Origin of the sequence: Bosea sp. ANAM02, from assembly GCF_011764485.1 — a bacterium.
Classification (GTDB): domain Bacteria; phylum Pseudomonadota; class Alphaproteobacteria; order Rhizobiales; family Beijerinckiaceae; genus Allobosea.
This window is the reverse complement of record NZ_AP022848.1, coordinates 621752-647111: the sequence shown is the minus strand read 5'-3', so window position 1 is coordinate 647111 and position 25360 is coordinate 621752. Positions and strand designations below refer to the sequence as shown.

Here is a 25360-nt window from a genome sequence, read left to right as displayed (position 1 = left end):
GATCAACTGCTCATGAAACAGCCGCTTGTACCCGCTTCGCTCTATCCGCCCTTCGGGCAATATTCCCATGGCCTGAAGGCAGTTGCACAGGGCGTGCTCGTCACCTCCGGCCAGCTCGGCGTCGCACCGGACGGGAGCATCCCGGAGGATGCCGTCGAACAGGCCCGCATCTGCTTCGGGAATATCGCCGCGATCCTGCGCGAGGGCGGCCTGTCCATGGCGAATGTCGTGCGCCTCAACGCCTTCGTCACCGACCGCAGGCACATGCCCGCCTATATGCAGGCGCGCGACGCGGCGCTGGCCGATTGCCCGGTCAAGCCGGCCTCGACCCTGGTGATCGTGTCCGGCTTCAGCCGGCCGGAGCTCGTCGTCGAGGTCGAGGCGACCGCCGTCTACTGAGCGGCCGGGCTGGCGCTACTTGTTTCAACGCCTTGTCTTCACGCAAACCGGCATCCGCTTCGCTCGGCAATCCTCCAGCGAGCGGAACGTCCCGGAAAGTATCCGCTCGGGATCAGCTCCAGGCGAACCCGGACAGGCCGTAGCGCGGCCGCAGGCCCTCGCGCGCGAACAATCGGCGGCAGCTTTCGGGGTCGACCTTGCCGTCCCCGTCCCAGTCGAGATCGCCGCGATGGATGCCGCCCGCGATGAAGGCGACGTCGATCCCGGCCCGGTTGGCGCCGGCAACGTCGTGCTCCAACGAATCCCCGATGGCGAGCAGGCGCCCGGCAGGGCGATCCAGATAGTCCAGGCAGCTCCGGTAGATCCGCGGATGCGGCTTGCCATGGTAATGCACCGTCCCGCCCATCTCCTCGTAGATCAGAGCGGCGAGCCCCGGTGCTTCGTGGAGCGTGCCGTCGGCATGGACACGATAGCGGTCGGGATTGCCGCAGATCATCGGCAGGTCGCGTAACAAGGCCTGCTCCAGCACAGGCTTCCAGCCCGCGACCGACTGGCTGTCGGGATCCATGCTCATCACGAACAGGAAATCGGCCGCCTCCGGCGTCTCCACCAGCGTCAGGCCGAGCCCGCTCGCCAGACGATCCTCGCCCGGTCGCGCCAGCAGCAGGCAGCGCGAGCCGAGATCGCGATAGGCCGGCTCGGACCGCGTCAGCAGGGCGTCGCGCGCGTCGTCCCCTGCCGAGGCCACGCGGTCATAGAGATGGCGGGGGAAGCCCATGCCGGCGAGCACACCCTCGTTGTCGCGCCCGCTCCGGCCGGAATTGGAGAGGATGATCACCGCCTTGCCGGCGGCCCGCAGGCGTTCGAGGCAGTCGACGGCATCGGGATAGGGCCGCGTGCCGTCATGCAGCACGCCCCATTGGTCGAGGAGGAAGCCGTCATAGCGGTTGACGAGGGCGGAGAGGCCGACGGGAAAGGCGGTCCCCCCCGCTGGCTCAGACAATGCGGGAGCGGACATAAGCCGAAAGCGCCTCGCTGATGATGACGATGCCGAGGATGGCGATCAGGATCACGATCGCCTGCGACCAGGCGAACTGGTTGATCGAGGCGTAGAGCAGGAGCCCGATGCCGCCCGCGCCGACGAAGCCGAGCACGCTCGACTCGCGCACATTGATGTCCCAGCGATAGATCGAGGTGCCGATCAGCACGGGCAGGATCTGCGGCAGGATCGCGACGCCATAGACCTGCAAGGTGCTGGCGCCGGTTGATTCCACCGCCTCGATCTGGCCGGCATCGACTTCCTCGATCGCCTCGGCGACGAGCTTGGCGATGAAGCCGACCGAGCGCGCCGCCACCGCGCAGATGCCGGCGACCGGCCCCGGCCCGAAGATCGCGACGAAGACGAGGCCCCAGATCACCGTGTTGATCGAGCGCGACAGGACCAGCATGGCCCGGCCGAGCAGCCAGGTCGCCTGGTTGTAGGTAGTGTTGCGCGCCGCGAGGAAGGCGACCGGCAGGGCGAAGACGATGGCGATCATCGTGCCGAGCGTCGCAATATGCAGCGTCTCGATCAGCGGCTGGACGATACGCGGCAGATAGGACCAGCGCGGCGGCCACATCCGCGCGATCAGGTCGGCCGCCTGCTCATGCGCATCGGCGAAGAAAGCCCATTCGATATCGAGCGCCGAGACCGACCACGCAGCGGCGATCGCGATGCCGCCGAGCCAGATCCACTGCACGATGCGCTCACGCAGCGAATAGCGTTCCCAATGGTCGGGATAGCCTCGCATCGGCGCGCGGTCCTGCGGAAGCGGATGCGCGGTCATCTCAGCCTCCGCCGGGCCCAGTCGCTGAACCATTCGCCGAAGGCGACCATGGCGGCGATCGTCAGCAGGATCGCGCTGGCGAAGTCGAAGTCATAGCGCGAGAAAGAGGCCGAGAGCGTCTGCCCGATGCCGCCGGCCCCGACGATGCCGATCACGGTCGAATGCCGGAGATTGGAATCGAGCCGGTAGATCAGCACGCCCAGCGTCTTGACCAGCACCTGCGGCACGACCGCGTAGAAGAAGGTCTGGCCGAAGCTCGCTCCCGTGGCGCGGATCGCCTCGACGGGGCCGGGCTTCATGTTCTCGATATCCTCGGCGAGCATCTTGCCGAGGAAGATCGCCGAGGAGAAGGCGAGGGTCAGCAAGCCGGCCACCGGCCCGAAGCCGAACAGCTTCACGAAGAAGATCGCGATGATGACCTCGTGAAAGGTCCGGCCCGTGACGATGAAGGCGCGCGCGGCGAGGTAGAGCGGGCGCGGCGAGAGATTGGCCGCTGCCGCGATGCCGATCGGGATCGACAGCACCGCGCCGATGATCGTCGCGGCGATGGCGATCTGCACGCTCTCGACCATCCCGGTGAGCAGAAGCTCCCAGCGGCCGAAATCGGGCGGGACCATCCGCGCCAGGATCGTCCAGGCGCGCGGAAGGCCGGCAAGGATGCGGGCCGTGTCGACATTGAGCGTCGAGAGCGACCAGACCAGATAGGCGCAGACCAGCGCCCAGAAGGCGAGTCGCCGGCCGGGGCTGCCGAAGATGCTCGGCGCGCGCCAGCGGCTGGGATAGGAGGCGGCCGCCGTGGTCATGACAGCGCGCCGACAGGCGCCATCGTTGCCGCCGGAACGGGAGCCTCGTCATCCTCGTCCTGCGGCGTCGACCAGTCCTCCTCGCCATAGATCCGGGTCAGCGCCGCATCGGTCAGGGCCGAGGCCTCGGCGTCGAACACGATCAGACCGTCCTTCATGCCGATGATGCGGTCGGCATGGGCGCGGGCAAGCGCGACGTCGTGGATATTGATGATCGCGGGAGTCTGGCGCTCGGCCACGAGCTCGCGCACGAGGCGCATGATCTGGCGCGAGGTCTTGGGGTCGAGGCTCGCGGTCGGCTCGTCCAGCAGCAGCAGGTCCGGCCGCTGCATCAGGGCGCGCGCGATGCCGACGCGCTGGCGCTGGCCGCCGGAAAGCGCGTCGGCCCGCTGGTTGTGGTAGCCGTCGAGCCCGACGCGATCGAGCAATGCGAAGGCCGCCTGGATATCCTCGGGCGGGAAGCGATAGCGCAGCGAAGCGAAGAGGCCGGTATAGCCGAGCCGCCCCGAGAGCACGTTCTGCATCACGCTGAGCCGCTCGACCAGGTTGTATTCCTGGAAGATCATGCCGATCCGGCGCCGCGCCGCGCGCAGGCCCTTGCGGTCGAGCGCGACGATATCCTCGCCGTTGAGCCTGACGCTGCCGGCGGTCGGCTCGACCAGCCGGTTGATGCAGCGGATGAAGGTGCTCTTGCCGGCGCCGGACGAGCCGATCACCGCGACGAGCTGCGGCCGGTCGATCACGACGTCGACGCCGCCCAGCGCCTTCTTGCCGGTCGGATAGACCTTGGCCAGCCCCGCGACGGCCAGCAGCGGAGCGCCGCCGGCCGAAGCCCCCGAAACAACGGACATCAATCGCCCTTCAGCTTCGAGAGGCCGTCCTGGGTATAGGTGATCCCGCTATCGCGCTGGATCAGGATGATGTCGCCCCAGGCATCCTTGTAGCTCAGCTCCTTGAAGCCCTTGGTGTCCTTGAACTCCTTGGCGAGGCCGGAATTCAGGAAGTCGAAGGTCAGGAAGGCCTGCTTGATCTTGGCCTGAAGCTCGGGCTTGAGATCATGCGCGAGGCCGAAGGCCGTGCGCGGGAACGGGCTCGATTCATAGACGATGCGGATGTCGTCGCGCTTGAACATGCCGCGATCGGCCATGCGCTCGACCACGCTGGAGGCGACCGGCGCCGCGTCGTAGTCCTTGTTGACCACGCCCATGATCGAGTTGTCATGCTTGCCGGAATAGAGGATCTCGTAGTCTTTCCCGGGCACGACGCCCTTCTCCTTGAACAGGATGCGCGGCGCCGTGTCGCCGGAGTTCGAGGAAGGCGCGACATGGGCGACGCGCTTGCCCTTGAGATCGGCGATGCCCTTGATCGGGGAATCCTTCGGCACGATCAGTTGCAGCGTGTAGCCGATCGAGTTGTCCTTCTTGGCCATCGCGACGATCGGCACGAAGCCGGCGAGATTGACTGCGAACGGCGTGGGGCCGCTGGCGACGCCGGCGATATGGAGGCGGCCGGAGCGCATCGCCTCGACCTGCGCGGCATAGGATTCGGCGCCGAACCATTTGATCTTCTTGCCGGTGACCTTGCTGAGATGGGCGAGGAAATCGGCGAAGACATTCTCGTAGACCGACGGGTCTTCGACCGGCGTATAGGAGAAGATCAGCGTGTCCGGGTCCTTCTGCTTCGCCACATCGGTCGGCGTATCGGCCAGCAGGTCGCGATTGGCGTCGCAATAGCGGGCATCGAGCGTCCCGCGATTGGCGCAATCCTGCGCCTGGGCGGGGCCGGCGAGCCCGATCCCGAAAGCGAGCAGGCAAAGGGACGCGATCTTGGCGCGCAGCATGGCAACCTCCCTGGAGCGGCGGCGCCCTGACGGCGCTCGTGTAAGATTTCTTCCATCCTGATCAAAAGCGATCACGGGCGCAAGAGCGCCGGCTAAAGAATTGACGGGAGGAAAGCTCGGGTCAGGCCACCAGCCATCGCGAGCCGCTGCGCTCCCAGCTCGTTCGCAGGCGCGGGGTGGGCTCGGCATCGACGACGACGAGGCTCAGCGCCTCTGGCGGCGCGACGCGGGCCGTGCCGGTCTGCTCGAACTTGGTATGGTCGGCCAGCGCCAGGCTCTGCCGGGCACGGCTCATCGCGGCCTGGCGCACGGCGATCTTCTCGAGGTCGAAATCCATCGGCGCGCCGTCATCGTCGAAGCCGCCAAGCCCGATGATCGCATAGTCGAAGCGGAAGCCCATGATGCTGGCGATCGCGGCCTGCCCGACGAGCGAACCGTTGGCGCCACGCGTCGTACCGCCGGTCACGACCACGTCGAAGACGCCGTGGCTGCAGAAGATCTGGGCGACGGAGACGCTCGCCGTCACCACCCTGAGGCCGGGCTTGTTGATCAGCGCCCGCGCCGCCGCCTCGACCGTGGTGCCGACATCGAGGAAGACCGAGGCGCCGGGCGGCACGATCCGCGCCACCGCGACGCCGATCCGCTCCTTGCCGCGCGGCGAGACGGTGAGCTTCTGGGCATAGGCCGAGCGGATGCCGCCGGAGGCCAAGCCTGCGCCGCCATGGAAGCGCTGCAGGAAATTGCCGGCCTGCAGGCGGATGATCTCGCGGCGCACCGTCTGCGCCGAGACGCCGAAGCGCTCGGCCAGTGTCTCGATCGTCGTGAAGCCGAGTTCCTGCACGAGGTCGAGGATCTGCCGCTGGCGCGGGGTCAGGGTCTCGGTATCGGGAGCGGATGGGCTCATCGCGTGTCCGTGCCAGGCTTGCCGGGCTCAGGGGAGACCGGCCGCGCGCGTATGATAGAAGCGCTGCAGCGCCTCGACCACCGCCCGGAAGCTCGCTGATTCGGCATTCGAGCGGGCAAGCACCGCAGCCAGACTGGTGAGATGCGCGTCATGTTGCTCGACGCGCTGGGAGACGATGCGATGCAGCGTCGTCCCCTCGCGCTGGAGCAAATCGCTCGCGCGCATGAACTCCAAAGCGGCACCGAGCCCGGCCAGCGCCAGCGGAATCCACAACAGCTGAAACAGGACAAGACGTGACTTCAAGGGTGGCATCCGGTTCCCGATCGAGCCTATCGCACCGCGCAGACGCCGTCACCGCGGTACGGCAGGCGAAAGGGGAGTCACGACGATCTGCCCGCCCGGCCGCGGCGGGCCGGCGCCGGAGAATGCGTGGCCCGATCCCGCCCCGGATCAGCGCGCGGGCTACCGGACGCGGGCACGCCGATCCAGCTCACCGGTGCTGCATCGGATCTGCCCGAAAAGCGGACCCGTCCTTTCGGCCTGGTGCGATAGCCATGGACATTCGCGGGCGATCGTATTCTGATCGCGTCGAAATCTCGGGGGGCGGCCTGCTGCGACCCGGTGGGAATGTGCATTGCGGCGGCAGCCTGTGCCTTGGAGGAGCGATGACAGGGAAGATCTACGACGGCCCGGCGGCTGCGCTGGAGGGCCTGCTCTTCGACGGGATGACGATCATGTCGGGCGGCTTCGGTCTGTCGGGCAATCCCGAGAGCCTGATCCCGGAGATCCGCGATTCCGGCGTGAAGAACCTCACGGTGATCTCGAACAATGCCGGCGCCGACGGCTTCGGCCTGTGGATGCTGCTGCAAAGCCGCCAGATCAAAAAGATGATCGCGTCCTATGTCGGTGAGAACAAGCTGTTCGAGCAGCAATATCTCGCCGGCGAGCTGGAGCTGGAGCTGAACCCGCAGGGCACGCTGGCCGAGCGCATCCGCGCCGGCGGCGCCGGCATCCCGGCCTTCTACACCAGGACCGGCGTCGGCACCGTCGTCGCCGAGGGCAAGCCGGTCGAGGAATTCGAGGGCCAGCTCTATGTCCGCGAGACCTGGCTGCGTGCCGATCTTGCCATCGTCAAGGCCTGGAAGGCCGATACCGCCGGCAATCTCGTCTATCGGAAGACCGCGCGGAACTTCAATCCGAACATGGCGACCGCCGGCAAGGTGACCGTGGCCGAGGTCGAGGAGATCGTCCCGGTCGGCTCGCTCGATCCCGAGGCGATCCACACGCCCGGCATCTATGTCGACCGCGTCATCAAGAGCACGATCAACGAGAAGCGCATCGAGAAGCTGACCGAGCGCAAGAGGGAGGCAGCCTGATGGCCTGGACCCGCGAAGAGGTCGCTGCCCGCGCGGCCAGGGAGCTCAAGGACGGCTTCTACGTCAATCTCGGCATCGGCATCCCGACGCTGGTGGCGAACTACATCCCCGAGGGCGTCGACGTCACCTTGCAGTCCGAGAACGGCCTGCTCGGCATCGGCCCCTTCCCCTATGAGGGCGAGGCCGATCCCGACCTGATCAATGCCGGCAAGCAGACGATCACGGTGCTGCCGAGCTCGAGCTTCTTCTCCTCGGCCGATAGCTTCGCGATGATCCGCGGCGGCCATATCGACCTGACCATCCTTGGCGCCATGGAAGTGGCGGCGAACGGCGACATCGCCAACTGGACGATTCCCGGCAAGATGGTGAAGGGCATGGGCGGCGCGATGGACCTCGTCGCCGGCGTCAAGAAGGTCATCGTCGTCATGGACCACGCCAACAAGGCCGGCGAATCCAAGGTGCTGGAGCGCTGCTCGCTGCCGCTGACCGGCGCGGGCGTGGTCGACATGATCATCACCGATCTCTGCGTGATGACCTGCGACAAGGCCAATGGTGGCGGCTTGACCCTGATCGAGCTCGCACCGGGCGTCACGCTCGACGAGGTCAAGGCCAAGACGCAGGCTGCCTTCGCCGTCGCGCCAAGTCTCGCAAAGGCCGCGTGAGCGGTCTTCTCCGCGCAAGGCCGGCGACGACCCCGGCGATGCTGGCCGCGTTCTCGGACGCGGCCACGTTGCGTCATGCCCTCGCCTTCGAGGCCGAGCTGGCCCGCGCCGAGGCGGCCGAGGGCCTGATCGGCACGGAAGCGGCGGAAGCGATCGCGACGCTCTGTAGCTCGATCGCGATCGACCCCGCCGAATTGGCGGAGGAAGCCGCGCTCGCCGGCACGCTGGCGATCCCGCTGGTGACGCGCCTGCGCGCTGCCCTGAGCGGCGAGGCCGCGAAAGCCCTGCACAGGGGCGCAACCAGCCAGGACGTCGCCGACACGGTGCTGGCCTGCCAGATTCGCGCCGCGAACGGACTGCTCGGCCGTGAGCTTAGCCGCATCACGACGGCGCTCGCCGCCCTCGCCCAACGCCACGCCGCGACGCCGGCCATCGGCCGGACCCTGCTGCAGGGCGCGCTGCCCATCGGTTTCGGCCTGCGCATCGCCCATTGGCAGGCCGGCATCGCGGAAGCCGCAGCCCGCCTGCGCCATGAAGTCGAGGCGGGTGCCGTCCTGCAATTCGGCGGCGCCGCCGGTTCGCGCGCCGGCCTCAATGGTAAGGCCGCAGCCGTCTCCGCTCGCCTTGCCGCCGCGCTTGACCTCCCCGACGCACCGCCCTGGCATGCCCGCCGTGGCGGCATCGCCGGCGTCGCGGCAGCGCTAGCCATTGTCATCGGCGCGCTCGGCAAGATGGCGCGCGATGTCTCGCTTTTGGCCCAGAACGGCATCGCCGAGGCCCGCGAGCCCGCGATCCCCGGGCGCGGCGGCTCCTCCGCCATGGCCCATAAGCGCAACCCGACCGGCTGTCAGGTCGCCCTCTCCGCCAGCCTGCGTGCGCCCGGCCTCGTCGCCGGCATCCTCGCCGGGCTCCCCGCAGAGCAGGAACGCGGCCTCGGCGGCTGGCAGGCGGAAGGCCCGGCGCTGGCCGATCTCTTCCTGCTCGCGGCCGGCGCGGCTGAGGCCATGGCGACGGTCGCGGAAGGACTGGAGGTCGACGAAGCCGCCATCGCCCGCAATCTCGCGGCAGCCGGGCTCGGCAACGATATCGGCGAAAGCGCGGCCCTTGTCGCCGCATTGCTTGCACAGGACGATTGAGGAACCCACGATGCCCTTCGCAGCGAATAGCGGCGCCCGCATCTACTGGAAGCTGGAAGGCAGCGAGGACAAGCCGGCGCTCGTCCTGCTGAATTCGATCGGCACCGACATGTCGCTCTGGGACGCGGCGATGCCGGCCCTGCTCGCCGCCTTCCGAACCTTGCGGATCGATACGCGCGGCCACGGCGCCTCCGATGCCCCTGACGGCGACTACACCTTGTCCATGCTCGCAAGCGACGTCGCCGCCGCCATGGACGCAGCCGGCATCGCGCGGGCAGCGGTGGCCGGCGTCTCGCTCGGCGGCATGATCGCGATGGAGCTGGCGCTCGGCCACCCCGACCGCGTTTCGGCGGTCGCCCTGATCTGCACATCCGCCACGATGGATGCGGGCGTCTGGCGCGATCGCATCGCGCAGGTTCGCGCGGGGGGCACCGCCTCCATCGCCGATGCGGCACTGCAGCGTTTCCTGTCACCCGCCTTCGCCACCGGCCAGCCCGCGATCGCCGCGAGCCTCAAGCGTAATCTCGTCGCCCAGGCGAGCCAGGGCTATGCCGGAGCGGGCGCCGCGATCCGCGACATGGAGTTGATCGGGCGGATAGGCACGATTGCCTGCCCGGTCCTCGTCGTCACCGGCGGGCGCGACGTCTCGACGCCTCTCGCCGGCCATGGCGAGAACCTGCTTGCCGCCATGCCGTCCGCGAAGCACGCGCATCTCGATTGCGCTCATCTAGCTCCCATCGAGGCCCCCGCCGCATTGGCCGGAGCGCTGCGCGCCTTCCTCGAGCCGGGAGCCGACACGGCCGACGCGGCCGATGCCCTGTTCGAAGCCGGCCTCGGGAACCGCCGCCGCGTCCTCGGCGATGCCTGGGTGGATCGGTCGCTCGCGAACCGCACGCCGTTCAATGCCGAATTCCAGGCGATGATCACCCGCATCGCCTGGCAGGAAATCTGGAGCCGGCCGGGCCTCGACGACCGCACGCGCCGGCTGCTCGTGCTGGCGATCACGGCGAGCCTCGGCCGCTGGGAGGAGTTCCGCCTGCATGTCCGCGCCGGTCTGACGCGCGGCGGCTTCACGCAGGACGACCTCAAGGAAGTGCTGATGCAGACGGCGATCTATGCCGGCGTCCCCGCCGGGAACACCGCCTTCGCCGAGGCCGCCGCCGTGATGAAGGAGATCGAGGCGGCAGGCTAAGCCGCCTCAGGCCTTGGCCCGGTAATCCGAGGGCGAGACGCCCGCCCGCTTGGCGAAGAAGCGCGAGAAATAGGCGGGATCGGAAAAGCCCAGCCGGAACGAGATCTGCGAGATCGACATCGCGGTATAGACGAGGTCGCGCCGCGCCTCGATCATCAGCCGGTCTTGGATGACCCGCGCGGCGGAGCGGCCGAGCAATTCCCGGCACGAGCGCGAGAGATGCGGCACGGAAACGCCCATCTCCCGCGCGTGGTCATCGAGCGAATCGTGATGCTGGAAGCGCGCCTCGACCCTTTCGACGAAGCGGCGCACGAGCCCGGCCCGCGGATCCTTCACCGGTTCGCCCTGCGCCCTCGCACCACGCATCGCCCGCACGAACCAGGTGGCGATGAGGTCGGCATAGGCCGCGAGTGAAAATTCGCGCGCCGGCAGGTTCGCTGAGAATTCGCGCATCGCGAGCCGCATCAGGCCGTCCAGCGTCGCCACCTCCACACTCGCCGCCGCCATCGCCAGCACGGCCGGCGCTCCCAGCAGCGCGCGTGCCTCCGGCTCGCTGTCGAACAGGCGCTTCAGCGAGGTCGCGGCCGCGCTGGCGACGAAGCCGTCCGTGTCGTCGAGAAAGGCGAATTCATGGATGGTCGAGGGCGGCAGCAGTAGCGCCGCCCCCGGCGCGAGGCGATGATCGCGCCCGTCGACGCGCGTCCGGCCGCCGCCTTGCGTGACCAGGAAGAACTGGAACAGGTCGTGATGCATATGCGGCTGGATCGTCCAGCCATGCAGCGAGCTGCGCGCCACGATCGGCTCGATATGGAGCGCATCGGGAAAGCGTTCCGCCAGGCGCTCGCCATAGAGCCAATAGGCGGGGACGATGGTTGCGGGCATGTCGGCCTCAGGATCGATCTGTCCAAGATACTGCGCGTTTCCTCCATTCCGTCAAACACGTTTCAGGGTTTAGCCTCTTCATGCGGATCGAACGGTGCAAGCCGTCGCTTCGCGGGAGGTCAAGAAGAACAATGCGGACGCAGGTCGCCATCATCGGCGCCGGGCCCGCGGGATTGCTGCTCGGGCAGCTCTTGTCGCGCGCCGGCATCGACAACGTCATCCTCGAACGGCGCAGCGCCGACTATGTGCTCTCGCGCATCCGTGCCGGCGTTCTCGAACAGGGCATGGTCGATCTCCTGCACGAGGCCGGCGTCGGCGAGCGGCTCGATCACGAAGGCCTCGTCCATGACGGCTTCTCGCTCGCCTTCGGCGGCGCGCTCCATCGCCTCGATCTGAAGGACCTGAGCGGCGGCAGGACGGTCACCGTCTACGGCCAGACCGAAGTCACGCGAGACCTGATCGAGGCCCGCCAGGCCCTCGGTCGCCCCACGGTCTACGACGCCGATGATGTCGCGCTGCATGATTTCGACAGCGCGAAACCGCGCGTGACATTTCGGGCGAACGGGCAGGACCAGGAGCTGCATTGCGATTTCATCGCCGGCTGCGACGGCTATCACGGCGTCTCCCGCGCCTCCGTCCCGGCGAAATCACTGCAGACCTTCGAGCGCGTCTATCCCTTCGGCTGGCTCGGCCTGCTGGTCGACAAGCCGCCGGCCGCGCATGAGCTGGTCTATGCCAATCACGAGCGCGGCTTCGCGCTCTGCTCGATGCGCTCGGCCGAGCGCAGCCGCTACTATGTCCAGGTCCCGCTGGAGGAGAGGGCCGGGAACTGGTCCGACGACGCCTTCTTCGACGAATTGCGCCGCCGCCTGCCGGCGAAGATCGCCGGTGCCGTGCAGACCGGCCCCTCGCTGGAGAAGAGCATCGCGCCGCTGCGCTCTTTCGTGGCCGAGCCGATGCGCTTCGGCCGGCTCTTCCTCGCCGGCGACGCCGCCCATATCGTGCCGCCGACCGGCGCCAAGGGCCTGAATCTCGCCGCCAGCGACATCCGCTATCTCTTCGATGCCTTCCGCGATCACTATCGCGACGGCTCGAAAGCTGGCCTCGACGACTACTCGGCCCGCGCGCTCGCCCGCGTCTGGAAGGCCGAGCGCTTCTCCTGGTGGATGACGAACCTGCTGCATCGCTTTCCGGAGCGGGACGGCTTCGACCAGCGCATCCAGCAGGCGGAGTTCGACTATCTCGTCCATTCCCGCGCGGCGGCCACCGCCGTCGCCGAGAACTATGTCGGCCTGCCTTATTGAGGGCATTGCCTCGCGGCAGAAAATTGCGTTGGTGAGAACGAGAGGCGCGGCGCCGTGGCGGCGACCGGCCCGAACGGCTAAAGCACTGCCGAGTCAGGCAGGATCGGGAGGAGATGGAATGACAAAGGGTTTCCTGAACAGATTGCTGCCCGCCAGCGCACTGGCACTGGCCGGAGCGCTCGCGCTCGGCGCGTCCGCCATGGCCGACACGATCAAGGTCGGCATCATCGGGCCGTTCTCCGGCCCCTTCGCCCTGCAGGGCAAGAACTTCCAGGCCGGTGCCGAGGCCTGGCTGGCGCAGAACGGCAAGACCGTCGCCGGCCACGATATCGAGCTGGTCTATCGCGACCTGCCGACCGCTAATCCGCAGCAGGCCCGCGCGCTGGCGCAGGAGCTGATCGTGCGCGACAAGGTGCAATATCTCGGCGGCGTCTATTTCACGCCGGACGCGATGGCGATCACCCCGCTGCTGAAGCAGGGCAATGTTCCGCTGGTGATCTTCAACGCCGCGACCTCGGCGATCATGACCTCGTCGCCGCTGGTGGTGCGCACTTCCTTCACGCTGTCCCAGACCACGACGCCGCTCGGCAAGGCGGCGGTGGAGCGTGGCGTCAAGACATTCGTCTCGATCGTCAGCGATTACGGCCCGGGCGTCGATGCCGAGGGCGCCTTCAAAAAGGCGATCGCGGCGGCCGGCGGCGATGTCAAGGAAGCGATCCGCATTCCCCTGAACACCACCGAGTTCAGCCCGATCATGCAGCGCATCCGCGATGCGGGGGCCCAAGGCGTCTTCGCCTTCCTGCCTTCCGGCCCGCCAACGCTGGGCTTCGTCAAGGCCTTCAGCGATACCGGCCTGAAGAAGGCGGGCGTCAAGCTCTTCGCGCCCGGCGACCTGACCCAGGAATCCGACCTGCCGGCTCTTGGCGAGGCGGCCGCCGGCCTGATCACCTCGTTCCACTATGCGGTCTCGCATGAATCCGAGATCAACAAGCGCTTCGTTGCCGCCGCCGAAAAGGCGATCGGCGCGCCCGATCTCGTCTCCTTCCCGGCGGTCGGTGCCTATGACGGGATGTTCGTGATCTCCAAGATGATCGCGGCCACCGCCGGCAAGCAGGATGCCGAGAAGGCGGTCGAGGCCGTGAAGGGTCTCGGCTGGGAAAGCCCGCGCGGCCCGGTCAAGATCGACCCCGAGACCCGCCATATCACCCAGACGATCTATCTGCGCGAAGTCGCCAAGGACGCGCAGGGCCGCTGGATCAACAAGGAGATCGCCAGCGTGCCGGAGCAGAAGGATTCCGGCCTGACGAAGTAACGGCGCCGTTTCCCGCTGGAAACACGCCGTCATTCCGGGGCATCGCGTCAGCGATGAGCCCGGAACCCAGAACCGATACCCTTGACCACAAGAGGCCTGGCAACGGCTCGGCTTCATGATGGATGGCAGCGTTTCTGGATTCCGGGCTCGGCCTTGCAGGCCACCCCGGAATGACGGTTGTACGCTTATCCACGCGCTTCACTCGAACGCGACGAGGCCCGCAGCATGCAGACCGCGCTGAGCATCGCCATGGATGCGCTGGCCTATGGCATGGCGCTGTTCATCATCTGCATCGGCCTGTCGCTGACCATTTGCCTGATGCGGGTGGTGAACCTCGCCCATGGCGCCTTCGCCATGATCGGCGGGTATATCGCCTCCTATGCCGTCCGCGATCTCGGCCTCGGTTATGGCTTCGGCATCATCCTCGCCATGATCGGCACGGTGATCATCGCGGTGCCAGTCGAACGCCTGCTCTATCGCCGCATCTATGACCGCAGCGAGCTCTCGCAGGTGCTGATGACGATCGGAATCACCTTCTGCGTCATCGGCATCACCAACTACTTTTTCGGGCCGACGCTGAAGACCATACCGCTGCCGGCCGAGCTCGCCCGCTCGGTCGATCTCGGCTTCCGCAGCATCGCCGGGCACCGGCTCTTCGTCATCGCCAGCGGCCTCGTCGTCGCCGGGGGGCTGTGGTTCCTGATCGAGCGTACCGGCTTCGGCATCAACTTGCGCGCCGCTGTCGAGAACGCGCCGATGGCGCGCACGCTCGGCATCCGCACCGAGATCATCTACGGGCTGAGCTTCGCGCTGGCGATCGGGCTTGCGGCCTTCGGCGGCGTGGTCGGCGCCGAGTTCCTGCCGATCGAACCCTATTACGCGCTGCGCTACATGGTGACCTTCCTCGTCGTCGTCTCGGTCGGCGGGGCCGGCTCCATTCCCGGCGCGCTGGCCGCCTGCCTGCTGCTCGGCGCCATCGACGTCACCGCGCGCTACCTGGTGCCGGATTTCGGCAATTTCTTCTTCTATCTCGCGGTGATCCTGGTGGTCTGCGCCTTCCCGCGCGGCCTGATGGGACGGGCGCAGTAAATGGCGAGCGCAACCTCCACGCCCGCTGCCGTAGGCCGCACGCTCGGCCGCGATTTCCTCGGCCTCGCGCTGATCGCGCTCGCAGGCCTCGCCGGCTACTGGCTCTTTCCCGACAATCTCGCCTTCCTGACCCGCGTGCTCTCGGTCGCGCTGCTCGTCCTCTCGCTCGACCTGATCGTCGGCTATTGCGGCGTCGCCTCGCTCGGGCAGGGCGCGCTCTACGGCGCCGGCGCCTATGCCGCCGGCATCGCCTGCGTGCATGGCATCACCGACCCCGTCCTGCTGATCCTGATCGGTGCGACGGCCGGCGCGATCATGGGGCTCCTGATGGGCGCGATCATGCTGCGCGCCCATGGCCTGCCGCAGCTCGTACTCTCGATCGCTATCGTCCAGCTCCTGCACGAAGCCGCCAACAAGGCCTCCTCGATCACCGGCGGCAGCGACGGCCTCTCCGGCATGAGCCCGGCCCCGCTCTTCGGCCTCTTCGAGTTCGATCTCTGGGGTCGCAGCGCCTATCTCTTCGGCCTCGGTCTGCTCATCATCGTCTTCGCTATTCTGCGTTTCGTCACGCGCTCGCCCTTCGGCATGGTCTGCCGCGGCCTGAAGGAGGACCCGCTCAGGATCAGCGCCCTCGGCATCTATGCCTTCCCGGTCCTGCTCAAGATGTTCGTCATCTCCGGCGCGGTCGCCGGCACGGGCGGCGCGCTCGCAGCCATCGCGACCCAGGTCGTCGGGCTCGACAGCGTCAGCTTCGAGATTTCGGCCAATGCGCTCGTCATGCTTGTGCTCGGCGGCATCGGCCACCTCTACGGCGCGCTGATCGGCACCGTGATCTTCATGGCGCTCGAGCACATCGTCGCGGCGATCAACCCGTTCCACTGGATGACGCTGGTCGGCGCCGTGCTGATCGCCATCGTGCTCTTCGCCCCGCGCGGGCTCTCCGGCACGCTCGACGAGCTTGCCCGCCTGCTGATGCGCGAGCGCTGGAGGGCCGGCCGATGAGCGCGGTCTTCGAGGTCTCGCATCTGTCCAAGGCGTTCGGCGGGCTGAAGGTCAACAGCGACATTTCGCTCGCGATGACCGAGGGTGAGCGCCTCGCCCTGATCGGCCCGAACGGCGCCGGCAAGACCACCTTCGTCAACCTCGTCACCGGCCGCATCCCGCCGAGCGCGGGCAGCGTCCATCTCGCCGGCGAGAACATCACGCATCTCGGTGCGGTCAAGCGTGTCAGGCGCGGTCTCGTCCGCACCTTCCAGGTGACTCGACTCTTCCCGGACATGACGCCGGAAGAGCATGTCGTCATGACCATCCTGCAGCGTCTCGGCCGGGCGACGCGCATCCTCGCCCGCTTCCACGGCGATTCCGCAGCGACCGACGAAGCGGCAGACATCCTCGCCACGCTCGGCCTGACCGAGATTGCCCGCCGCAAGGTCGGAGCAATCGCCTATGGCCAGCAGCGCCTTCTGGAAATCGCAATCGCACTGGCCCAGCGCCCCAAGGTGCTGCTGCTCGACGAGCCCGCCGCCGGCGTGCCCTCCAGCGACACGCCGCGCATCGAGGAAGCATTGGCGAGATTGCCCGCCTCGCTCGCCGTGCTGATGATCGAGCACGACATGGACCTCGTCTTCCGCTTCGCCAAGCGGGTCGTGGTCCTGGCCGCTGGCGAGCTGATCTTCCAGGGTCTGCCGGCCGAAGTCGCCAGGGATGCGAAGGTCCGCGAAGCCTATCTCGGGAGCTATGCCCATGCCGGCGGCTGATCTCGACATCCGCAACCTGAGCGCCGGCTACGGCCAGATCCATGTGCTGGAGGATGTCTCGTTTTCCGTGCCGGCGGGCGGACGCCTGTCCATCCTCGGCCGCAACGGCATGGGCAAGACCACGCTGATGGCGAGCCTGATGGGGCTGACCCGCCGCTATGCCGGCAGCATCAGCCTCGGCGGGCAGGACGTCACCGCGCTCGGCACGGCCGCCCGCGCCCATGGTGGCATCGGCCTCGTCCCGCAGACCCGCGAGATCTTCAAGGGCCTGACGGTGGAGGAGAACCTCTTCGCCGGGCTCAAGGGCCGCCCGCGCAGCGCGATCGAGGAAGCCTATGCGCTCTTTCCCCGCCTCGGCGAGCGCCGCCGCAATCTCGGCTCCCAGCTCTCCGGCGGCGAGCAGCAGATGCTGGCGACGGCGCGCACCATCCTCGGCCAGCCCGCCGTCCTGCTGCTCGATGAGCCGTTGGAAGGCTTGGCACCGGTCATCTGCGACATGCTGATGGAGGCTTTCGGCCGTCTCGCCGCCAGCGGCGCGATGACCATCCTCTTCGTCGAGCAAAGGCTGGAAAGCGCGCTCGCCTTCGCCGAAGACGTCATCATCCTCGAACGCGGCCGGATCGTCTGGTCCGGCAAGCCCGACGCCCTGCGCGCCGATGCCGACGTACTCGAACGCTATATCGGCGTCGGCGGGCTGCACTGAGCTTCGCCACATTTGAGAACGCGTGGTCATCCCGGCCGGAGCGAAGCGTAGAGCCGGGATCCATGCCTGAACCTTGACCGGCAGCGCTCCGGCATGGATCCCGGGTCAAGCCCGGGATGACGGTGTGCTTCCTTGCAAAATGACGACGCGTGGACCTCACACCACCAGATCGAGCGGCGGCACCGGCTCGCCGCGCGAGACATGCTGCATGTTCGCGAACATGCGCTTCACCACCGGCGCGAAATTGTCGGCCGCCATCGCGGCGAGATGCGGCGTCGTCACGAGATTGTCGAGCGTGAGGAGCTGGCTGTCCGCCGGCAGCGGCTCGATCTCGTAGACATCCATCGCCGCGCCCGCGATCTCCTTCGCCCGGAGCGCCGTGACGAGATCGGTCTCGTTGACGACGCCGCCGCGCGCGCAATTGATCAGCACCGCGGTCTTCTTCATCGTCTTGAGCGCCGCGAGGTCGATCAGGTCCTTGGTCTCGGGCGTCAGCGGGCAGTGCAGCGAGACGACGTCGGCCTGGGTCAGGATCTCGTCGATCGAGGCATGCCTGACACCGAGCGCCGCTTCCTCCGCCGTATCGAGCGGGGTGCGCTTGCTGTAGAGGATGGTACAGCCGAAGCCCTTCAGCAGCTTGGCGAAATTCTTGCCGATCGCGCCTAAGCCGACGACGCCGACGGTCTTGCCGGAGAGCGTATAGGTGTCGGACGGCAACTGACCCGTGCGCCAGTTGCCCTTCTTCAGCTCGGCATTGCCATAGGCGATCAGGCGCAGCGTTGAGATCGTCAGGCCGAGCGCGAACTCCGAAACGGCGACCGCATTCGAGCCGGTCGTACGCGCGACCTTGATGCCGAGCTCCCTGGCCGTCTCGATGTCGATATTGTCGTAGCCGACGCCCCATTTATGCAGGAGCTTCAGCTTCTTGGCGGCGCGCAGCACGTCGCCGGAGACGCCGACCTGGCCGGAGATCGCATAATCGGCCTCGGCGATGATCTGCTTCATATGCTCGTCGCCGCGGGCGGTGCCATGAGTAAGCACGAAGCCTTCGGGCAGGAATTCGCGCAGGCGGTCGGCCCGCTCGGGCGTGGTCATGTCGAGGAGGCAGATGGTCTCGGGCATGGGATGGTCCAGTCGAAAGGTCGGGTCAGATGGTGAAGCGGGCACCGGCACGGGCGAGCCCGCCGGAAATGGCGACGGGTGTGCCGTCGGCGCGCCAGCAGGCGGCGCCGGTCAAGGTGCCGTCCGGATTGAAAGCGATGGCGTTCATGCCGCCGGCGACGCGGGGCGAGCGCACCACCTTGTGGCCACGCGCGATCAGCGCCTGCGCCACGGTCTCGGGGATCGCTTCCTCGAGTTCCAGCACGCCGCCCTCGGTCCAGACGCGCGGCGCCTCGACCGCTTCCTGCAGGCTCATGCGGTGGTCGATCAGGTTGACGATCGCCTGCAGGGCCGAAGGGAATATCCGCAAGGCGCCGGGCAGCCCCAGCGCGAATGCGAGCCGGCCGTCCTTCACCGCCATCATCGGCGCCATCGAGGTGAAGACCCGCTTGCCCGGCGCGATCGAGAGCGCCCGGCCGGGATGCGGATCGAAATTATACATGTAGTTGTTGGCGATCATGCCGGTGGCCGGAATCTGCACGCAGGCGCCGAACAGCCCGTTGATCGTCTGCGTCGCGCTGACGACATTGCCCATCGCATCCGCGACGGTGACATGGGTCGTGTCGGCGGATTCGCCGCCGGAGAGCCCGGCCGTCCAGCTCTTTGCCTGCCCCATCGCGATCAGGGCGCGGCGCTCGTCGGCATAGGCCTTGTCGATCAGCCTGTTGACCGGAACCTTGACGAAGGCCGGATCGGCGGTCGCCACGGCGCGGTCGGCGAAGGCGATCTTCAGGGCCTCGGCCAGCAGATGCACGGCATCCGTCGAGCCGAAGCCGAGCGAGCCGATATCGTAGCCTTCGAGGATGTTGAGCATCTGCGCGATATGCACGCCGGATGACGAGGGCGGCGGCGGACCGATGATCTCGTAGCCGCGATAGGAGCCGCGGATCGGCTCGCGCAGTTCGATGCGGTAATTGGCGAGATCGGCCTGATCGATCAGCCCGCCATTTTTCGCCATGTAGTCGGTCAGCGCCCGCCCGAGCTTGCCACCATAGAGCGCCTCAGGCCCTTCCGCCGCGATCAGCCTCAGGCTCGCCGCATAGTCGGGCTGGACGAGCCGCATGCCCGGCTGGAGCGACTTGCCGTCCGGCAGCAGCATCGCCGCGAGACCGGGGTCACGCGCGAGATCGGCTGCATTGTCGGTGATGCAGTTCGAGAGATAGGGCGTGACGACGAAGCCACGCTCGGCCAGCCCGATCGCCGGCTGGAGAACATCGGCCAGCGGCAGTGTGCCGAAGCGGGCGAGCGCCTCGCACCAGCCCTTGAGCGCGCCTGGAACCGCGACCGCCTTCGCCCCGACCACGTTCTCGCGGTCGCGCGTGTCGCGCTGCTTGCCGATCTCGTCGGACAGGCACTCGTACATGTCCGCCGCCGCCTTGCCCGGCGCGGTCGAGAGATTGTCGATCACGACATGGCGCCCGTCGGCGAGCCGGATATGGCTCAGGCCACCGCCGAGGATGCCGACCATCATCGGCTCGGCCACCGTCAGCGCGAAGAGCGAGGCGACGGCTGCGTCGATGGCATTGCCGCCGGCGAGCAGGATTTGCGCGCCGGCCGCCGAGGCGAGCGGATGGTTGGTGACGACCATGCCGCGCGAGCCGGTCGCCGGCTTCTTCTCGCAGGTGAAGTCGGCGACGCGCGGAACGGAAACGGGAGCGTTCATGGCCGGCCTCGTCAGCCTTTCGCTGCGGCGATGGCGTCGAGCACCATCTTGGTCGCGCCGGAGATGTCGCCGAGCTTCTCGCCGGCCTTCACCCGCGCCTGGCTGCGCTCGCCCCGCTCCTGCCGGGCGATGGCGGCGTCGGCGATCGCCTCGGCCTCCGCGCGCGGCAGCACCAGCACGCCGGATTCGTCGGCGAGGATCACATCGCCGGCCTTGACCGGGACATTGCCGCAGGAGATCGGCAGGTTGAGCGTGCCGCCGAGATTGTAGAGCCGCGTGGTGATCGGCGACATGCCGCGGCACCACATCGGGAAATCGGAATCCTCGATCTCGGCAAGATCGGTGCAGGGTCCATCGACGATGCCGCCGACTGCGCCGGCCGCCTTCGCCGCGACGGTGACTCCGCCGCCCCAGCAGGCATGCTTGTCGTCGCCGAGCCGGTCGACGACGAGGATGTCGCCGGGGCGCAGCAGGCCGAGCGTATGATGCAGCAGGGTGGAATCCTGCCCGGGGATCGCCAGCGTCACGGCCGCCGCGGCGATGCGCTTGCCGCGCAGCAGCGGCTGGATGCGACGATCCATGAAGCCCCAGTGCTGGGAATGGCCGATGGTCGCGGTCTCGACCTTCTGCAGCTTCTCGACCAGAGCGGCCGGGAGCTGCTCGGGCATGGCTTCAATACGATAATCGGGCATGGGCCTCTCCTACTTTCCGACAGCACGGGCGACGCCGACCAGGCGTTCGACCACGAGAACGACGGCAAGCGTCGCGACGATGAGCACCACGGACAGAGCCGCGATGAGCGGATCGGTGCGGCCCTCGACATAGCGCACCATCTCGACCGGCAGGGTCGAGGCGCGCGGACCGGCGATGAAGAGCGAGATCACCGTCTCGTCGAAGGAAAGCAGGAAGGACAGGCAGGCGCAGGCGATCAGGCCGGGCGTCGCGAGCGGCAGCGTCACCCGTCGCACCACCCGCCAGGGCGTGGCGCCGAGGGTGGCGGCGGCGGCCTCGATATCGTCGGGCAGGTTGCTGAGCGCCGTCGCCATCATCCGGATCACGAAGGGCACGGTCACCGTCATATGGCCGAGCACGAGGCCGGGCAGCGTGGCCGTCAGCTTCAACGGCGAGAAGAACAGCAGCAGCGCCAGTCCAGTGATCAATGTCGGCAGCAGGAGCGGCGCGACGAAGAAGCCGGTGAGCGCGTCCCTACCCGGAAAGCGTCCCTTCGCCAGGGCGAGCGCAGCGGGCACGCCGATGGCGAGCGAGAGCAATGTCACCACCGCCGCAATCCGCACGCTGAGCCAGAGAGCTGCCTGCAACGGCGCATGGCCCGCAAGCTGCTGGAACCAGCGCAGCGAATAACCGGAAGGCGGAAACAGGATGAAGTTGTCAGCCGAGAAGGCCAGCATGACCACGACGACGATCGGCGCCAGGATCAGCACATAGACCAGCGCCGCGAAGCTGGAGAGAACGCGCCCCGCCCCGGTCATCGCTGCAGCCTCCGTGCCACCACATTGGAGACGACGAGCAGGGCGAGCAGCAGCACGAGCGTGTAGATCGCCAGCACGGCCGCGACCGGCCAGTTCGTGTTGGTCGTCGCCTGCTCGAATATCTCCGTCGCCAGCACGAAGACGCGTCCGCCGCCGAGCAGCTTCGGCGTGATATAGGCCGACATCGAGAGGACGAAGCCCAAGCCGGCAGCCAGCGCGATCGCCGGCAGGCTGAGCGGCAGGGTAACGCGCCTGAACGTGCGGAACGGCGAGGCGCCGAGCGAGCGCGCCGCTTCCTCCAGCGTGCGGTCGAGCCGGCCGAAGCCGGCGAGCAGCGCCAGGATCATATAGGGCATGATGCTCTCGGCGAGGCCGATGGTCACGCCGGTCCAGTTGAAGACGAGCTTCAGCGGCGTCGAGATCAGGCCGAGCGATTGCAGCGTGGTGTTGACCAGTCCGCGATCGCCGAGAATGGCGAGCCAGCCGAAGACGCGCACCACGCCGGAGACCAGCATCGGCATGATCGCGACCACCGCGAGCAGTCCGCGGAAACGGGACTCGGTGCGGAACAGGAACAGCGAGACGGGATAGGCCATGCACAGGGCGATCAACGTCGAAACCGTCGAGAGCCAGAGCGAATTCAGCGTCAGCTCGAAGGTGAAGCTGTCATGGAAAGTCGCGCGCCAGGTCTCCAGCGACAAGGCTTCGACCATCGCACCGGTCGGCCCGACCTCGTTGAAGGCATTGCGGAACAGCCCGAGCGACGGCCAGATATAGATGACGAGCAGGAACAGCGTCGCCGGGATGAGCAGCAATGGCAGGCGGCGCGAGGCGGTCATGCGGCCTCGCGCGCGAAGACGCGGCTCTCGGCCCGCGGCCAGACGACCGCGACGTCGCTCCCCTCGGCCGGCGCGGCGGAGCCGGAGGGCATCTCGACCGTAAGCTGGCCGCCCGCGCCCTCGACCAGCACCTCCACATGGTCGCCGACGAAGACGCTGCGCAGCACACGGCCCGTCAAACGCGCCGTATCGCCGCCGGCCGGCTCGGACATCGGCACGATCCGCATGCGCTGCGGCCGCACGAACAGATCGGCATCGTCAGCCGCATCAACCGGCACTGCTTGCCCCCAGACGGTGGCGCCGCCCTGCGCGCCGCGGGCGAGCGGCAGCACATTGGCGCGCCCGACGAACTCGGCCACGAACCGCGTCGCCGGCCGGTCGTAGATATCCTCGGCACTGCCGATCTGGGCGATGCGGCCGCGATGCATCACCGCGATCCGGTCGCACATCGTCAGCGCCTCGACCTGGTCATGCGTGACGAAAAGCGTGGTGATGCCGAGCGAGCGCTGGATCGAGCGGATCTCGTGGCGCATCGCATCACGCAGCTTGGCGTCGAGATTGGACAGGGATTCGTCGAGCAGGAGTACCGAGGGCTGGATCACCAGCGCGCGGGCGAGCGCGACGCGCTGCTGCTGGCCGCCGGACAATTCCCGGGGCCGCCGCTGCTCCAGGCCGCCGAGCCGGACCAGCGTAAGCCCCTCCTGAACGCGCTTGTCGATCTCGGCGCGGGAAACGCCCCGCTCCTCCAGACCGAAGGCGATGTTGCGGCCGACCGAAAGATGCGGGAACAGCGCATAGGACTGGAAGACGTAGCCCATGTTGCGCTTATGGGCCGGCAACCGGGTGATCTCGCGGCCGTCGAGCGTCATCGTGCCGCGATTCGGCTCGATCAGCCCCGCGAGCATGCGAAGTGTCGTGGTCTTGCCGCAGCCGGAGGGGCCGAGCAGGGCGACGGATTCGCCCTGCTCCACCGACAGCGAGACGTCGTCGACCGCGGTCGCATTGCCGTAACGCTTCTGCAGCCCGGCGAGTTCGAGATAGCTCATCGCTTGTCGCTCAGCGTGCCGCCGCGATGACCTCGCGCCGCCAGCGGTTGTTCCACTGGTCGCGCACCTTCAGGATCTCGGTCCAATTGACACCGATCATGCGCGCACGGTTCTCGGGCGAGGCCGCCGTGCGTGACAGCGCCTTGTCGTCGATCTGCGCCTTGCCGTTGGTCGGGGCGTAGAACATCCGCTCGGTAAAGGCCTTCTGTGCCCCCTGCGACAGCGCATGGGCGACGAAGGCCGCGGCGGCGGCGCGGTTCTTCGAGCCGGCGGTGAGGTTGATCGTGTTGATCTGGAAGACCGAGCCCTCCGGCGGCAGCAGCGCATTGATCTTGCCGCCGGTCTGGTCGGAATAGAGCTGGGCGCGCGCGTTCCAGCCGGTCGCGACCTTCGCCACCCCGTTCAGGATTAGAGAGTAGCCGTCGGGGTTCGGCTCGAAAGTGGTCACGCCGGGCGCGAGCTCCTTCAGCTTCTTCATCGCGGCGTCGATCGACTTGCGATAGTCGCCGCCTTCCATCTTCTCGGTCATGGCGGTCAGCGCCAGGCCCTGGATATTGGGCGGCGCGGAGAGCGCGATATGGCCCTTGAGATCCGGCCGCCAGAGATCGGCGAGCTTGGCCAGTTGGGGCTTGAGCGTGGCATCCTGCACGAGGACGAGATGATCGAAGGTCACGGCCGGGCCGAACTCGCCGCCGGCAGCGCGCGCCTCGGGCAGAAGCTCGTTCAGCACCGGGAAGTCGGAGGGGCTGAGCTTTTCGAACAGGCCTTCGAGATTGCCGATGCTGGACGTGGTGACGTCCATGATCACCACGTCGGTCTGCGGATCGGCCTTCTGCGCCCGGACGCTGCCGACCATCTGGGCCGAGGAGCCCCCCGGCACGTAGTTCACCTTCACGCCGGGATGAGCCTGGAGAAACGGCTCGACCACCGCCTTGGTATAGTTGTCCTGGAAGATGCCGGAATAGGCCATCAGGGTGATCTGCCCCGAGAGCGACTGTGCCCGCAGGACGGCCGGCATCGCGATGGTCGCGAGGCCGGACTGGATGACGAGGCGGCGGGTAAGCATGGGAACCTCCTGCTGTGGCGCCGCCTCGGGCGGCTCGGTTGAAGAAAGATCGGCTCAGGCCGGGACCTTGGACGCGAAATGAGCGATGAAGCGGGCGCAGACATCGGTCAGCTTCTCCGCCAGCTTCACGCCCGTCTCGGCCGAGCAGAGCGTCGGATCGCCCTTGCCGACACCGGCATGGTAGACCTCGTCATATTCGTTGGGCATCCCGACCTCGGCGCCGTCGAAGCTCGCGGTGCCGAGGCCCGTGAAGGGCAGGTCGAGCAACGGATCGCGCTTCATCGGCTTGCCGGCCGGGATGAAGTCCTTGCGGATCAGCTCGGGGAAGAGATGCAGGCCGAGGCTGGTCAGCGGATCGGCGCCATGACCGGAGACCTTCGCCGAGGTTTCGGCGCCGACGATGCCCGGCAGCATGCCATAGGCGATGCGCCAGAGATAAAGGCTCGGCAGCACGATGCGCTCGCGCTGGTAGAGCTCGCGCGCCACCTCCGAGATCGGCCCGACATTGCCGCCATGGCCGTTGATCACGATGATCCGGGTCAGGCCGTTGCGATGCAGCGAGTCGACCATCTCGGCGATCACCGCGGTCAGCGTGCTCTGCGAGATCGCGATGCCGCCGACCATCGGGCCGAACCAGTCGGCGCCGCCATAGGGCAGGACCGGCGCGACCAGCGTGCGCGTGCCGGCCTTGCTCGCCTGCAGCGCGGCGAGCTCGGCGATCTTCTCGGCCAGCAGGTAATCGCCCATCGGCGCATGGGGACCCTGGTCCTCATGGCTGCCCATCGGCAGCAGGATGACGGGGTTGGACTTCAGCAGCTCGCGCGCCTCGCCCCCCGTGATGGTGCCCATATGGACGAGCGGGTCGGTCTTGGTGGCCATGGCGTGGTCCTTCCTTGGATAGGCTTGTTGG

Annotated in this window: 27 protein-coding genes; 11 read left to right on the top strand and 16 right to left on the bottom strand. The window is 67.7% G+C overall.

Annotated elements, in window-relative coordinates; genetic code table 11:
* Positions 1 to 12 precede the first annotated feature (12 nt).
* Positions 13 to 399 carry a RidA family protein gene (locus OCUBac02_RS03135; RefSeq protein ID WP_173043413.1) on the top strand — a complete coding sequence of 129 codons (387 nt, stop codon included), beginning with the start codon at positions 13 to 15 and terminating at the stop codon, positions 397 to 399.
* A 112-nt stretch (positions 400 to 511) separates the two neighbouring features.
* Here the strand turns inward: OCUBac02_RS03135 and OCUBac02_RS03130 are convergent, their stop codons facing one another.
* The 7 genes from OCUBac02_RS03130 to OCUBac02_RS03100 all read right to left on the bottom strand — a co-directional run bounded on the left by OCUBac02_RS03130 (position 512) and on the right by OCUBac02_RS03100 (position 6075).
* Positions 512 to 1402: a TIGR01459 family HAD-type hydrolase gene (locus tag OCUBac02_RS03130; RefSeq protein ID WP_173043412.1), complete on the bottom strand. Its 891-nt coding sequence runs from the start codon at positions 1400 to 1402 to the stop codon at positions 512 to 514.
* Positions 1395 to 2225, bottom strand: a complete 831-nt coding sequence (phnE, locus tag OCUBac02_RS03125) for a phosphonate ABC transporter, permease protein PhnE (RefSeq protein ID WP_244639079.1) — start codon at positions 2223 to 2225, stop codon at positions 1395 to 1397. Before phnE (OCUBac02_RS03125) ends, OCUBac02_RS03130 begins: the two co-directional genes overlap by 8 nt.
* Positions 2222 to 3028 carry a phosphonate ABC transporter, permease protein PhnE gene (gene phnE, locus OCUBac02_RS03120; RefSeq protein WP_047574596.1) on the bottom strand — a complete coding sequence of 269 codons (807 nt, stop codon included), beginning with the start codon at positions 3026 to 3028 and terminating at the stop codon, positions 2222 to 2224. Before phnE (OCUBac02_RS03120) ends, phnE (OCUBac02_RS03125) begins: the two co-directional genes overlap by 4 nt.
* Entirely contained in the window at positions 3025 to 3840 is an 816-nt protein-coding gene (phnC, locus tag OCUBac02_RS03115; protein WP_173049294.1) for a phosphonate ABC transporter ATP-binding protein, read from the bottom strand. The genes phnE (OCUBac02_RS03120) and phnC overlap by 4 nt, the downstream gene beginning before the upstream one ends.
* Positions 3841 to 3878: 38 nt before the next feature.
* Positions 3879 to 4868, bottom strand: a complete 990-nt coding sequence (phnD, locus tag OCUBac02_RS03110; protein ID WP_173043411.1) for a phosphate/phosphite/phosphonate ABC transporter substrate-binding protein — start codon at positions 4866 to 4868, stop codon at positions 3879 to 3881.
* Positions 4869 to 4989: 121 nt separating this feature from the next.
* Positions 4990 to 5772, bottom strand: a complete 783-nt coding sequence (locus OCUBac02_RS03105) for a DeoR/GlpR family DNA-binding transcription regulator (RefSeq protein ID WP_173043410.1) — start codon at positions 5770 to 5772, stop codon at positions 4990 to 4992.
* Positions 5773 to 5799: 27 nt separating this feature from the next.
* Positions 5800 to 6075 carry a hypothetical protein gene (locus OCUBac02_RS03100; RefSeq protein WP_156134814.1) on the bottom strand — a complete coding sequence of 92 codons (276 nt, stop codon included), beginning with the start codon at positions 6073 to 6075 and terminating at the stop codon, positions 5800 to 5802.
* 362 nt (positions 6076 to 6437) lie between these two features.
* Between OCUBac02_RS03100 and OCUBac02_RS03095 the strand changes: the two genes are divergently transcribed.
* Genes OCUBac02_RS03095 through pcaDC form a run of 4 tightly spaced genes read left to right on the top strand, consistent with a single transcriptional unit; the run spans position 6438 to position 10138 of the window.
* Complete coding sequence (locus tag OCUBac02_RS03095) at positions 6438 to 7148, top strand: CoA transferase subunit A (protein ID WP_173043409.1); 711 nt, start codon at positions 6438 to 6440, stop codon at positions 7146 to 7148.
* Positions 7148 to 7810, top strand: a complete 663-nt coding sequence (locus tag OCUBac02_RS03090) for a 3-oxoacid CoA-transferase subunit B (protein WP_173043408.1) — start codon at positions 7148 to 7150, stop codon at positions 7808 to 7810. Before OCUBac02_RS03095 ends, OCUBac02_RS03090 begins: the two co-directional genes overlap by 1 nt.
* Entirely contained in the window at positions 7807 to 8946 is a 1140-nt protein-coding gene (locus tag OCUBac02_RS03085; protein ID WP_173043407.1) for a lyase family protein, read from the top strand. The genes OCUBac02_RS03090 and OCUBac02_RS03085 overlap by 4 nt, the downstream gene beginning before the upstream one ends.
* Before the next feature lie 10 nt (positions 8947 to 8956).
* The gene (gene pcaDC / locus OCUBac02_RS27565) at positions 8957 to 10138 is read left to right on the top strand and encodes a bifunctional 3-oxoadipate enol-lactonase/4-carboxymuconolactone decarboxylase PcaDC (protein WP_173043406.1); all 1182 of its coding nucleotides are present in this window, start codon (positions 8957 to 8959) and stop codon (positions 10136 to 10138) included.
* A 6-nt stretch (positions 10139 to 10144) separates the two neighbouring features.
* On the opposite strand, the gene OCUBac02_RS03075 is transcribed toward pcaDC, so the two are convergent.
* Positions 10145 to 11020: a helix-turn-helix domain-containing protein gene (locus OCUBac02_RS03075; protein WP_173043405.1), complete on the bottom strand. Its 876-nt coding sequence runs from the start codon at positions 11018 to 11020 to the stop codon at positions 10145 to 10147.
* Between the two features lie 131 nt (positions 11021 to 11151).
* Between OCUBac02_RS03075 and pobA the strand changes: the two genes are divergently transcribed.
* The 6 genes from pobA (at position 11152) to OCUBac02_RS03045 (ending at position 17185) form a co-directional block, all read left to right on the top strand.
* Positions 11152 to 12324, top strand: coding sequence for a 4-hydroxybenzoate 3-monooxygenase (pobA, locus tag OCUBac02_RS03070; protein ID WP_173043404.1), 1173 nt, complete (start codon positions 11152 to 11154; stop codon positions 12322 to 12324).
* Positions 12325 to 12442: 118 nt separating this feature from the next.
* Positions 12443 to 13636, top strand: coding sequence for an ABC transporter substrate-binding protein (locus OCUBac02_RS03065; protein ID WP_173043403.1), 1194 nt, complete (start codon positions 12443 to 12445; stop codon positions 13634 to 13636).
* Positions 13637 to 13861: 225 nt separating this feature from the next.
* Positions 13862 to 14725 (top strand): branched-chain amino acid ABC transporter permease, encoded by an 864-nt coding sequence (locus OCUBac02_RS03060; RefSeq protein WP_173043402.1) that lies wholly within the window; start codon positions 13862 to 13864, stop codon positions 14723 to 14725.
* Positions 14726 to 15727: a branched-chain amino acid ABC transporter permease gene (locus tag OCUBac02_RS03055; protein ID WP_173043401.1), complete on the top strand. Its 1002-nt coding sequence runs from the start codon at positions 14726 to 14728 to the stop codon at positions 15725 to 15727.
* Positions 15724 to 16482 (top strand): ABC transporter ATP-binding protein, encoded by a 759-nt coding sequence (locus tag OCUBac02_RS03050; protein WP_173043400.1) that lies wholly within the window; start codon positions 15724 to 15726, stop codon positions 16480 to 16482. The genes OCUBac02_RS03055 and OCUBac02_RS03050 overlap by 4 nt, the downstream gene beginning before the upstream one ends.
* A complete protein-coding gene (locus tag OCUBac02_RS03045) occupies positions 16469 to 17185 on the top strand; it encodes an ABC transporter ATP-binding protein (RefSeq protein WP_173043399.1) in 717 nt (238 codons plus the stop codon). Before OCUBac02_RS03050 ends, OCUBac02_RS03045 begins: the two co-directional genes overlap by 14 nt.
* A gap of 156 nt (positions 17186 to 17341) precedes the next feature.
* Here OCUBac02_RS03045 and OCUBac02_RS03040 read toward each other — a convergent pair whose 3' ends face one another.
* Genes OCUBac02_RS03040 through OCUBac02_RS03005 form a run of 8 tightly spaced genes read right to left on the bottom strand, consistent with a single transcriptional unit; the run spans position 17342 to position 25329 of the window.
* On the bottom strand, positions 17342 to 18307 hold the full coding sequence (locus OCUBac02_RS03040) for a 2-hydroxyacid dehydrogenase (protein ID WP_173043398.1): 966 nt from the start codon (positions 18305 to 18307) through the stop codon (positions 17342 to 17344).
* A gap of 25 nt (positions 18308 to 18332) precedes the next feature.
* A complete protein-coding gene (locus tag OCUBac02_RS03035) occupies positions 18333 to 20009 on the bottom strand; it encodes a cephalosporin acylase I (protein ID WP_173043397.1) in 1677 nt (558 codons plus the stop codon).
* Positions 20010 to 20020: 11 nt separating this feature from the next.
* Positions 20021 to 20701, bottom strand: coding sequence for an RraA family protein (locus OCUBac02_RS03030; RefSeq protein ID WP_173043396.1), 681 nt, complete (start codon positions 20699 to 20701; stop codon positions 20021 to 20023).
* A 9-nt stretch (positions 20702 to 20710) separates the two neighbouring features.
* Positions 20711 to 21499, bottom strand: coding sequence for an ABC transporter permease (locus OCUBac02_RS03025; RefSeq protein WP_173043395.1), 789 nt, complete (start codon positions 21497 to 21499; stop codon positions 20711 to 20713).
* Positions 21496 to 22338, bottom strand: coding sequence for an ABC transporter permease (locus OCUBac02_RS03020; RefSeq protein ID WP_173043394.1), 843 nt, complete (start codon positions 22336 to 22338; stop codon positions 21496 to 21498). Before OCUBac02_RS03020 ends, OCUBac02_RS03025 begins: the two co-directional genes overlap by 4 nt.
* On the bottom strand, positions 22335 to 23384 hold the full coding sequence (locus OCUBac02_RS03015) for an ABC transporter ATP-binding protein (protein ID WP_173043393.1): 1050 nt from the start codon (positions 23382 to 23384) through the stop codon (positions 22335 to 22337). Before OCUBac02_RS03015 ends, OCUBac02_RS03020 begins: the two co-directional genes overlap by 4 nt.
* Positions 23385 to 23394: 10 nt before the next feature.
* Positions 23395 to 24450 (bottom strand): extracellular solute-binding protein, encoded by a 1056-nt coding sequence (locus OCUBac02_RS03010; protein ID WP_173043392.1) that lies wholly within the window; start codon positions 24448 to 24450, stop codon positions 23395 to 23397.
* Positions 24451 to 24504: 54 nt separating this feature from the next.
* Positions 24505 to 25329: a creatininase family protein gene (locus OCUBac02_RS03005; protein ID WP_173043391.1), complete on the bottom strand. Its 825-nt coding sequence runs from the start codon at positions 25327 to 25329 to the stop codon at positions 24505 to 24507.
* Positions 25330 to 25360: the final 31 nt, after the last annotated feature.

What these genes read in the sequence shown, in the direction of transcription:
- OCUBac02_RS03075 (WP_173043405.1), bottom strand. Translation starts at nt 11,020, where the DNA reads ATGCCCGCAACCATCGTCCCCGCCTATTGGCTCTATGGCGAGCGCCTG.
- OCUBac02_RS03095 (WP_173043409.1), top strand. Translation starts at nt 6,438, where the DNA reads ATGACAGGGAAGATCTACGACGGCCCGGCGGCTGCGCTGGAGGGCCTG.
- phnE (WP_244639079.1), bottom strand. Translation starts at nt 2,225, where the DNA reads ATGACCGCGCATCCGCTTCCGCAGGACCGCGCGCCGATGCGAGGCTAT.
- OCUBac02_RS03015 (WP_173043393.1), bottom strand. Translation starts at nt 23,384, where the DNA reads ATGAGCTATCTCGAACTCGCCGGGCTGCAGAAGCGTTACGGCAATGCG.
- OCUBac02_RS03045 (WP_173043399.1), top strand. Translation starts at nt 16,469, where the DNA reads ATGCCGGCGGCTGATCTCGACATCCGCAACCTGAGCGCCGGCTACGGC.
- OCUBac02_RS03035 (WP_173043397.1), bottom strand. Translation starts at nt 20,009, where the DNA reads ATGAACGCTCCCGTTTCCGTTCCGCGCGTCGCCGACTTCACCTGCGAG.
- OCUBac02_RS03060 (WP_173043402.1), top strand. Translation starts at nt 13,862, where the DNA reads ATGCAGACCGCGCTGAGCATCGCCATGGATGCGCTGGCCTATGGCATG.
- phnD (WP_173043411.1), bottom strand. Translation starts at nt 4,868, where the DNA reads ATGCTGCGCGCCAAGATCGCGTCCCTTTGCCTGCTCGCTTTCGGGATC.
- pobA (WP_173043404.1), top strand. Translation starts at nt 11,152, where the DNA reads ATGCGGACGCAGGTCGCCATCATCGGCGCCGGGCCCGCGGGATTGCTG.
- OCUBac02_RS03055 (WP_173043401.1), top strand. Translation starts at nt 14,726, where the DNA reads ATGGCGAGCGCAACCTCCACGCCCGCTGCCGTAGGCCGCACGCTCGGC.
- pcaDC (WP_173043406.1), top strand. Translation starts at nt 8,957, where the DNA reads ATGCCCTTCGCAGCGAATAGCGGCGCCCGCATCTACTGGAAGCTGGAA.
- OCUBac02_RS03010 (WP_173043392.1), bottom strand. Translation starts at nt 24,450, where the DNA reads ATGCTTACCCGCCGCCTCGTCATCCAGTCCGGCCTCGCGACCATCGCG.
- OCUBac02_RS03090 (WP_173043408.1), top strand. Translation starts at nt 7,148, where the DNA reads ATGGCCTGGACCCGCGAAGAGGTCGCTGCCCGCGCGGCCAGGGAGCTC.
- OCUBac02_RS03135 (WP_173043413.1), top strand. Translation starts at nt 13, where the DNA reads ATGAAACAGCCGCTTGTACCCGCTTCGCTCTATCCGCCCTTCGGGCAA.
- OCUBac02_RS03105 (WP_173043410.1), bottom strand. Translation starts at nt 5,772, where the DNA reads ATGAGCCCATCCGCTCCCGATACCGAGACCCTGACCCCGCGCCAGCGG.
- phnE (WP_047574596.1), bottom strand. Translation starts at nt 3,028, where the DNA reads ATGACCACGGCGGCCGCCTCCTATCCCAGCCGCTGGCGCGCGCCGAGC.
- OCUBac02_RS03025 (WP_173043395.1), bottom strand. Translation starts at nt 21,499, where the DNA reads ATGACCGGGGCGGGGCGCGTTCTCTCCAGCTTCGCGGCGCTGGTCTAT.
- OCUBac02_RS03050 (WP_173043400.1), top strand. Translation starts at nt 15,724, where the DNA reads ATGAGCGCGGTCTTCGAGGTCTCGCATCTGTCCAAGGCGTTCGGCGGG.
- OCUBac02_RS03030 (WP_173043396.1), bottom strand. Translation starts at nt 20,701, where the DNA reads ATGCCCGATTATCGTATTGAAGCCATGCCCGAGCAGCTCCCGGCCGCT.
- OCUBac02_RS03065 (WP_173043403.1), top strand. Translation starts at nt 12,443, where the DNA reads ATGACAAAGGGTTTCCTGAACAGATTGCTGCCCGCCAGCGCACTGGCA.
- OCUBac02_RS03005 (WP_173043391.1), bottom strand. Translation starts at nt 25,329, where the DNA reads ATGGCCACCAAGACCGACCCGCTCGTCCATATGGGCACCATCACGGGG.
- OCUBac02_RS03040 (WP_173043398.1), bottom strand. Translation starts at nt 18,307, where the DNA reads ATGCCCGAGACCATCTGCCTCCTCGACATGACCACGCCCGAGCGGGCC.
- OCUBac02_RS03020 (WP_173043394.1), bottom strand. Translation starts at nt 22,338, where the DNA reads ATGACCGCCTCGCGCCGCCTGCCATTGCTGCTCATCCCGGCGACGCTG.